Annotated in this window: 7 protein-coding genes and 1 pseudogene; 7 read left to right on the forward strand and 1 reads right to left on the reverse strand. The window is 68.0% G+C overall.

What is annotated here, in order from left to right; all coding sequences use genetic code 11:
* Nucleotides 1-223 precede the first annotated feature (223 nt).
* The 5 genes from EJK15_RS36810 to EJK15_RS36830 all read left to right on the forward strand — a co-directional run bounded on the left by EJK15_RS36810 (nt 224) and on the right by EJK15_RS36830 (nt 4,971).
* Nucleotides 224-1,438: an ABC transporter substrate-binding protein gene (locus EJK15_RS36810; RefSeq protein WP_240777449.1), complete on the forward strand. Its 1,215-nt coding sequence runs from the start codon at nt 224-226 to the stop codon at nt 1,436-1,438.
* The gene (locus tag EJK15_RS36815) at nt 1,435-2,361 is read left to right on the forward strand and encodes a carbohydrate ABC transporter permease (protein WP_138715097.1); all 927 of its coding nucleotides are present in this window, start codon (nt 1,435-1,437) and stop codon (nt 2,359-2,361) included. Before EJK15_RS36810 ends, EJK15_RS36815 begins: the two co-directional genes overlap by 4 nt.
* Entirely contained in the window at nt 2,358-3,218 is an 861-nt protein-coding gene (locus tag EJK15_RS36820) for a carbohydrate ABC transporter permease (RefSeq protein ID WP_138715098.1), read from the forward strand. Before EJK15_RS36815 ends, EJK15_RS36820 begins: the two co-directional genes overlap by 4 nt.
* Before the next feature lie 73 nt (nt 3,219-3,291).
* Nucleotides 3,292-4,053, forward strand: a complete 762-nt coding sequence (locus EJK15_RS36825) for an IclR family transcriptional regulator (RefSeq protein WP_138715099.1) — start codon at nt 3,292-3,294, stop codon at nt 4,051-4,053.
* A 12-nt stretch (nt 4,054-4,065) separates the two neighbouring features.
* Nucleotides 4,066-4,971, forward strand: a complete 906-nt coding sequence (locus EJK15_RS36830; RefSeq protein ID WP_138715100.1) for a 5-dehydro-4-deoxyglucarate dehydratase — start codon at nt 4,066-4,068, stop codon at nt 4,969-4,971.
* A gap of 78 nt (nt 4,972-5,049) precedes the next feature.
* Here the strand turns inward: EJK15_RS36830 and EJK15_RS36835 are convergent, their stop codons facing one another.
* Nucleotides 5,050-6,531, reverse strand: a complete 1,482-nt coding sequence (locus EJK15_RS36835) for an aldehyde dehydrogenase (NADP(+)) (protein ID WP_138715101.1) — start codon at nt 6,529-6,531, stop codon at nt 5,050-5,052.
* 104 nt (nt 6,532-6,635) lie between these two features.
* On the opposite strand from EJK15_RS36835, the gene EJK15_RS36840 reads away from it, so the two are divergent.
* Both EJK15_RS36840 and EJK15_RS36845 read left to right on the forward strand, forming a co-directional pair.
* A complete protein-coding gene (locus EJK15_RS36840) occupies nt 6,636-7,892 on the forward strand; it encodes a glucarate dehydratase family protein (RefSeq protein WP_138715102.1) in 1,257 nt (418 codons plus the stop codon).
* Between the two features lie 144 nt (nt 7,893-8,036).
* Nucleotides 8,037-8,268: pseudogene (locus tag EJK15_RS36845) on the forward strand (hypothetical protein); the annotation flags it as partial.

Genomic DNA, 8,268 nt, shown 5'->3' on the forward strand with positions numbered 1-8,268 from the left:
GGTGTACACGATTCTGGCCGAAATTCACATCCTTGAATATTGACCGTGATGCGTGAAGTGATTACGGTCACACCCACGAGTTCAAGTGTGCGACTCATGTCCACGTATGTGAACGGGAGGCGGTCTGATGTCACGTCGTCTGCTTGGGGGTGCGATCGTCGCATCTCTAGCCGTAACGCTGACAGGCTGCGGTTCCGGGGGATCGTCAGGTTCTGACGACAGTTTGGAGATCTGGATCAGGCAGGCGCCCGATTCGGACTCCGCCAAGACGGCGCAGAAGCTCGCCGACGCATTTACCAAGGCCAGCGGGGTCAAGACCAAGGTCGTCGCGCTCTTCGACGACTTCGAGACCAAGCTGAACCAGCAGGCGGCGCAGAAGGCGCTACCTGACATCGTCATCAACGACACCGCCCAGCTCGGCAACATGCAGTCGCAGGGCTGGCTCCGCGAGATCGACAAGGCCTCCCTGGCCGGCGGCGACAAGCTGTCGGACAGGGCCTGGGGTGCCGCCACCGGCAGCGACGGCAAGTTCTACGCCGCCCCGTTCTCCGCCCAGGCGTTCGCGCTGATCGTGCGCAAGGACTGGCGCGAGAAGGTGGGCATGGAGCCGCCGCAGAGCTGGGAGGACCTGACCAAGCTGGCCACCGCGTTCACCGAGAAGGACCCCGACGGCAACGGCCAGGCCGACACCGCCGGGTTCGTCGTCCCGGCGGGCACCAAGCGCGGCTACGCCTCCTGGTACGCCTCCTCCATGATCTACGCCAACGGCGGCGACTTCCTCAAGGCCAGCGGCCCCGGCAAGTACACGGCCACCGCCAACGACCCCAAGTTCGTGGAGGCCGTCCAGTACCTCCAGGACCAGTTCTGCAAGACCAAGACCGTCAACCCCGGAGCGGTCAGCAACGACACGACCGTCACGCACGAGGTGTTCGAGAAGGGCCAGGGCGGCATCTACCTGGTCGGCCCTTACGTGCTGGCCAGGTTCGTCAAGAGCCTCGGCACCGACAAGATCGAGGTCCTGCCCGTGCCCAAGGGCCCGTCCGGTGGCCCCGGCACCCTCGGCGAGGGCGAGAACGTCTACATGATGGTCGGCTCGGACAACGAGGAGGGCCAGAAGAAGTTCGCCGAATACGCCATCTCCCCTGAGGGCCAGCGGATCGGCATGAACAAGGACGCCAACGGCGCCATCGTCCGCCTGCCGGTCAACACCGGCGTCGACATGAGCGCCGAACGGCAGGATCCGCGCTGGAAGGTGTTCCAGGACTCCTACGAGTTCGCCGTCTACGCACCGCCGGTGCCGAACTGGGCGCCGGTCCGGCAGACCTCCGCCGACGCCATCAACACCGTCTGGGCCGACTGCTCGGCGGACGTCAAGACGGCGATGGACGGACTGAACACCAAGCTCACCCAGGAACTGCAGAGCCAGAAAGCATCATGACGTCCACCCTCACCCGGGCGGGGACCGGGACGGCGCACCCTCGCCGCCGCACCAAGTCGGTGCGGTGGCGGGGGCCGCTGATCGCCTGGCTGTTCCTGGCGCCTGCGCTGCTGCTGTTTCTGTACTTCAAGTTCATCCCGATGGGCCTGGGCCTGTGGAAGAGCTTCCATGAGGTCAAGTACCTGTCCGACACGTGGGTGGGCTGGGAGAACTACGAGACGATCATCTCCGACGACGAGTTCGCCGCCGCGATCTGGCACAGCGTCGTGCTGGCGCTCGGCACCACCGTCGGCTCGATCGTTTTAGGGCTGGGATTCGCGCTGCTCATCGAGGGTCCGGCCCGGTACCTGTGGTTCGTCAGGACGGCGGCCTTCCTGCCGGTCGTCACCACGATGGCGGCCGTGGCCGAGGTGTGGCGGATCATGTTCCACCCGGCCGACAACGGGATGCTCAACGTCATCATCGGCTGGGTCGGCATCGATACGCAGCCCTGGCTGGCCAGCGAGGACTCCTCGCTGGGGTCGATCATGCTGATGAGCATCTGGCGCGGCACCCCGTACGACATGATGATCTTCTTGGCCGGGCTGGTCGGCGTGGATCGCACGCTCTACGAGGCGGCGGCGGTGGACGGGGCCTCCACGTGGCACCGGCTGCGGCACATCACGCTGCCGGCGCTGCGGCCGGTGTTCTGGATCCTGTTCACGCTGGCCGCCATCCGCGGGCTGCGGGTGTTCGTCGAGGTGTACGTGCTGACGAACGGAGGCCCGAACGGCTCCTCCGAGGTGCTGATGACCTTGATCTACAAGCTCGGCTTCCAGAAGAACGAGCTGGGCGTCGCCTCCGCGGGCGGGATCGTGCTCTTCGTGGCCACGCTGACGCTCACCGTGGTCGTGCAGATGATGCGCAGGAGGCAGACGAAATGAGGTTCGACAGCGCCCTGGGGCTGGAGTCGCGCAAGGGACCTTTGGCAACAACCGGAAAAGTCCTGATATATGGGCTCATGGTGGTGGTTTTCACCGGGCCCCTGGTCGGGCTGCTGATGAGTGCGTTCAGCAAGACCCTCGACCCGACGTCGTTCACCCTGTGGCCCGACGAGTTCACCCTGGAGAACTTCATCCAGGCCAAGGACAAGAACGTCTACCGCTACCTGCTCAACTCGTTCATCGTCGTGGGCTTCGGGCTGCTGCTGCAGATGCTGGTGAGCGTCTTCGCCGCGTACTCACTGGCCCGCAAGAAGTTCCGCGGCATGACGTTCGTCATGTTGATCATGCTCGCCACGATGATGCTCCCCGAGGAGATCATCGCGATTCCCCTCTCACTCGTGCTGGCCGACCTGCCAGGGCTGAACATCAACCTCATCGGCACGTACGCGGGAATGATCCTCCCCGTCGGCGCCTGGGGCTTCTCGATCCTGGTCATGACCGAGTTCATGAAGGAGGTGCCGGTCGAGCTGGAGGAGGCCGCGCGTATCGACGGCGCGGGCGAGCTGCGGATCTTCGCCACGATCATCGTGCCCTTGTGCCGTCCCGCGCTCGGCGTGATCGGCGTCTTCGGGTTCACGATGATCTGGGACCAGTACCTGCTGCCGTTGATCGTCGCGCCCACCTCAGAGATATGGACGCTGCCCATCGCGCTGCGCTCGCTCCGCTCCGACGAGGAGGTCGGAATCGGCGTGCTGCTGGCGGCCTCGCTGCTGGCGCTGCTGCCGTCGATCATCGCGTTCCTGGCCTTCCAGCGCCAGTTCATGCGTGGTCTGACAAGCGGCGCGGTCAAGGGTTAAGTGTCCATGTATCTGGACGGCATCCCATATCCTGGATGTCCTAAGCCTCTGAGGGATACGAGATGGGATGAGTATGGAGCCCCAGCTAGTCAAGTCCGCCGAGCGGACGGTGCGCATCCTGGAAGTCCTGGCCGAGTCGCACGACACCCTGACGCTGTCGGAGCTCCAGCAGCGCACCGGGTTCCCGCGCAGCAGCCTGCACGCCCTCATGCGGACGCTGGTCGAGCTCAACTGGGTCGAGACGGACTCGGGCAGGTCCGCGTTCGGGATCGGGCCGCACGCGCTGCTCACCGGCACCGCGTACCTGGACAAGGATCCCGCGCTGCCGTTCGCGCAGGAGACGCTGGAGGACCTCCGCGACGAGATCGGGCAGACCGTGCACTTCGCCCGCCGGGACGGCGGGCACGTGCTCTACCTGGCGACCAGGGAGTCGCGCGAGGCCGAGCACGTGATCCCCAGGGTGGGCCGGCGGCTGCCCGCCCACGTGACGGCGCTCGGCCAGGCGCTCCTCGCCCAGCTCACCGACGACGAGGTCGGGGCCCTGCTGCCCGACCCGCTGACGGGGATGACCGAGCACTCGATCATCGACCTGACCAAGCTGACCGGCGAGCTGGACCAGGTCCGCACCAGGGGCTGGGCCTACGAGCGCGAACAGGGCACGCCTGGCGTCGCCTGCGTGGCCGTGGCGGTCGACTACCGCATCCCGGCCACGGACGCGATCAGCTGCTCGATGCCGGCCGGTCTCGCCCCCGCCGGGGTCGAGCGGATCATCGAAGCGGTGATCAAACACACCCGCAAGCTGGCTGCCACTCTTCGCAGGGAGGGCATCCGCTAGAAAGGATTGTCGATGCGGCTAGATGGTGTTCTCTTCTTTCCGGTGACCCCCTTCGGGGCCGATGGCGAGCTCGCGGAAGCGGTGCTCGCCCGGCACGTCGCCGACGGGGTCGCAGCCGGGGCGGGAGGAGTGTTCACCGCGTGCGGCACGGGTGAGTTCAACGCCCTCGATCTCGACGAATACACCAGGGCGGTGGCCACCTCCGTCGCCGCCGCCGCGGGGCGCGTACCCGTCTTCTCCGGGGCCGGCGGCACGCTGCCCGCGGCCAAGGCGATCGCCCGCGCGGCCGCCGCGCAGGGGGCAGACGGGCTGCTGCTGATGCCGCCCTACCTGGTCAGCGGCCCGATGCCCGGCCTCGTCCGGTACGTGCGCGAGGTGGCGGAGGCCGGTGGGCTGCCCGTCATCATCTACCAGCGGGGCACGGCGCGCTTCACGCCCGCGGCCGTGGCGGAGCTGGCCCAGGTGCCCAACGTGGTCGGCTTCAAGGACGGGCTGGGGGACTTCGACCTGCTGCAGCGGATCATCCTGACCGTCCGGCGGTCGACCGGCAAGGAGTTCACGTTCTTCAACGGGCTGCCGACCGCCGAGCTCACCGTGTCGGCCTATCGGGGGATCGGGGTGAGCCTGTACTCGAGTGCGGTGTTCGCGTTCGCACCCGAGATCGCGCTGGCCTTCCACAAGGCCGTCACGGGCGGGGACGAGGTGCTGGTGCAGCGGCTGCTCACCGATTTCTACCTGCCGCTGGTGGACTTGCGGGACCTCGTGCCCGGCTATGCCGTTTCACTGGTCAAGGCCGGGGTGCGGCTGCGGGGGCTGGACGTGGGGGGTGTGCGGGCGCCGCTGATGGATCCGGCGCCCGAGCACTTGGCGGCGCTGGAGCGGCTCATCGCCACCGGGCTGGACATCGCCGGGGCGTGATCTGTACGGGTACGGAGGCGAGTGTGCGGAGGCGGCCGCCGCCATGGTCATTGGCCGGCGACCGCCGCCTCCGGATCATCAGCCCCCGCTCACAAATGCGAACGCCCCATCGACCCTTCGCGGAATGGACAGCGGATTGTCGTCCTTGAGCTCGTCCGGCAGCAGCGCCTCCGGCCAGTCCTGGTACGCGGTCGGCGCCAGCCACCGATCGATGGCCGTGGCCCCGACGGAGGTGGACGTCGTGGTGGCGGCGGGCCAGGGGCCGCCGTGATGCATCGCCCAGCACACGGCCACACCGGTCGGCCAGCCGTTCCAGATGAGCCGCCCGGCCTTCCTGCCGAGCACGTCGACGATCTCGCCGGCCTCGTCGGGGTCGGTTCCGTGAACGGTGGCGGTCAGCGAGCCGTCCAGCCGTTCGAGCACGGGCCGCAGCTCGGAAATTTCCCGATATGTCACCACGATCGAGGCAGGGCCGAAGCACTCCTCGCCGATGTGCGGGAGCTTCTCGGCGAACGTACCGAGATCCGTGGTGAACACCTTCGGCGTGACCGCCCAGCCGCCCTCGCCCGGCTTGCCCTCGGCCAGCAGCTGCAGCTCGCCGAGCCGCTCGACGCCGCCGAGATACCCGTCCCTGATCCGCTCGGCCAGCATCGGCCCGCCGCTGGTCCCCTCGACGGCCTCGGCCAGGGCCTTGCGCAGCTCGTCGCCCTCGGGCACGAACATGAGGCCGGGATTCGTACAGAACTGCCCGACCCCCAGCGTCAGCGACCCCGCGAACCCGCCAGCCACGCTCTCCACGGGCGCGGAGGGCAGCACGACCACGGGGTTGACGCTGCCCAGCTCGCCGAAGAACGGGATCGGCACCTCCCGCTCGTCGATCAGCTTCTGGATCGCCTTGCCCCCGGCCACGGACCCGGTGAACCCTGCCGCGACCACCCCGGGGTGCTTCACCAGGTCGATCCCCGCCTGCATGCCCTGCACGAGACCCAGCAGGTCCGGGTACGGCAGCGCCTCCCGTACGATCTTCGCCACCCGCTCGGAGGTGTTCGGATGCCCGGGATGCGCCTTGACGACCACCGGGCACCCCGCGGCCAGCGCGGAGGCGGTGTCACCGCCGGCCACGGAGAAAGCGAACGGGAAGTTGCTGGCCGCGAACACGGCGACCACGCCCTTCAGCGGGTGCTTCATCCGCCGCACATCGGGCCTGGGCGGCGTCAGCGACGGGTCGGCGTGATCGATGATGGCCTCCAGATAACCGCCATCCCTGATCACCTGGGCGAAGAGCCTGAACTGCCCGGCCGTACGCGCCACCTCGCCGCGCAGGCGTACCTCGCCGAGCGCGGTCTCCTGGTCGGCGAGCTGCCACAGCTCGTCCACGTGCGCGGCGAGGGCGTCGGCGACCGCCTCCAGCGCGAGCGCCCGCTCGGCCGCGGGCGTCGCCCGCCAGGCCGAGCCGGCCGCCGCCGCGGCGGAAACGATCAAGTCGACCCCGGCGCTGTCGGTCTCTGGCAGGGCGGCGCCCACGGTTTCGCCGGTCCTGGGGTCGTGTCCGTAGATCATCGAATGGCCCTTCGGAGTCTTGACACTTCTTCATCCCGATTCTTACAGTTTTGGCAACTTGTCCACAAATCTGGCTATTGTTCACATATATGGACGGCGGTCGTATGACTATCAGGGAGATCCGCGTAACACCTGTCGCCTTCCGGGATCCGCCCCTCCTGAACGCCGCCGGGGTCCACGAGCCGTGGGCCCTTCGTACCATTGTCGAGGTCGTCACGGACGAGGGCCTGACGGGGTTGGGCGAGACGTACGGCGATCTCGGGCACCTCGGCAAGGTGCGCGAGTGCGCGAAGTCCCTGATCGGGCTCGACGTACATGACATGAACACGATGTACGCCCGGATCGGCGCGATCGTCGGCGGCGTGGTGAGCGACTTGCACGGTCTGACCGGCGCCGCCACCAAGGAGAAGAGCGTCGACCGGGTGTTCGCCGCCTTCGAGGTGGCCTGCCTGGACATTCGGGGCAAGGCGGCCGGAGTGCCGGTCGTCGACCTGCTCGGCGGCAAGGCCAGGGACGCGGTGCCGTACAGCGCATACCTCTTCTACAAGTGGGCCGGCCACCCGGGCGAGGAGCCGGACCGGTTCGGCGCGGCGCTGGACGAGGCGGGCATCGTGGAGCAGGCCGCGCTTCTGATCAAGGAGTACGGCTTCCAGTCGATCAAGCTCAAGGGCGGCGTGTTCCCGCCCGACCAGGAGATCGCCGCGATCAAGGCGCTGCGCGAGGCGTTCCCCGGGATGCCGCTGCGCCTGGACCCGAACGCCGTCTGGAGCGTCGAGACCTCGATTCGCGTGGGTCGCGAACTGGAGGGCACCCTCCAGTACCTGGAAGACCCGACGGCCGAAATTTCCGGCATGTCGGAGGTGGCTGCGGCGGTCCCCATGCCGCTCGCCACGAACATGTGCGTGGTCACCCCCGAACACCTGCCGCCCGCCATCGCATCCCGCGCGATCGGCGTACTCCTCCTTGACCACCACTACTGGGGCGGCCTCGTACGCTCCTCGCACATCGCCACCCTGTGCGACACGTTCGGCTTGTCGCTGTCCATGCACTCCAACTCCCACCTCGGCATCAGCCTGGCCGCGATGACCCATCTGGCCGCCGCCACCCCGAACCTCACCTTCGCCTGCGACACTCACACCCCCTGGCAGGACGGCCAGGACGTGGTCGTGCCGGGCAGCCTGCGTTTCGTGGACGGCGCCGTCCCCGTGCCCGCCGGCCCCGGCCTGGGCGTCGAACTGGACCGCGACGCACTGGCCCGCATGAACGAGCAGTACGAGAAGTGCGGGATCGTCGCCCGCGACGACACGACGTACATGCAGCGGTTCGAGCCCGGCTTCACGGCGAGGAAGCCACGCTGGTGAACACCGCCGACGTCCGCCCATGCACCCTGCCCGGATCCTCGGCCAGGAGGCCGCTCGCATGACCATCGCCCACGTCTCTCCTTGCCATCATGTCCGGCTCCTCCGCTGGGAGGCTCCGCGCATGAACGTCACCAACGTCTACCCGTGCACCATGTCCGGGTCCTCCACCGGAAGGCCGCTCTCATGAACATCGCCTACGTCTACCCCTGGGACGTGGTCGGCGACCCCGCCGCGCCCGAGCGCCTGGCCGCGCTGGGCGTGGACGCGGTCGCGCTGGCGGCCAGCTACCACTCGACCCGTGCCGCCACCCCGTACCATCCGTCCCATCGCGTCCTCGACGTCCCCTATCCAGCCTTCTATCTCCCCATCCGCCCCT

It is taken from the genome of Nonomuraea basaltis, assembly GCF_005893125.1.
Lineage (GTDB): Bacteria > Actinomycetota > Actinomycetes > Streptosporangiales > Streptosporangiaceae > Nonomuraea > Nonomuraea basaltis.

What these genes read in the sequence shown, in the direction of transcription:
- EJK15_RS36820 (WP_138715098.1), top strand. Translation starts at nt 2,358, where the DNA reads ATGAGGTTCGACAGCGCCCTGGGGCTGGAGTCGCGCAAGGGACCTTTG.
- EJK15_RS36815 (WP_138715097.1), top strand. Translation starts at nt 1,435, where the DNA reads ATGACGTCCACCCTCACCCGGGCGGGGACCGGGACGGCGCACCCTCGC.
- EJK15_RS36835 (WP_138715101.1), bottom strand. Translation starts at nt 6,531, where the DNA reads ATGATCTACGGACACGACCCCAGGACCGGCGAAACCGTGGGCGCCGCC.
- EJK15_RS36840 (WP_138715102.1), top strand. Translation starts at nt 6,636, where the DNA reads ATGACTATCAGGGAGATCCGCGTAACACCTGTCGCCTTCCGGGATCCG.
- EJK15_RS36830 (WP_138715100.1), top strand. Translation starts at nt 4,066, where the DNA reads ATGCGGCTAGATGGTGTTCTCTTCTTTCCGGTGACCCCCTTCGGGGCC.
- EJK15_RS36825 (WP_138715099.1), top strand. Translation starts at nt 3,292, where the DNA reads ATGGAGCCCCAGCTAGTCAAGTCCGCCGAGCGGACGGTGCGCATCCTG.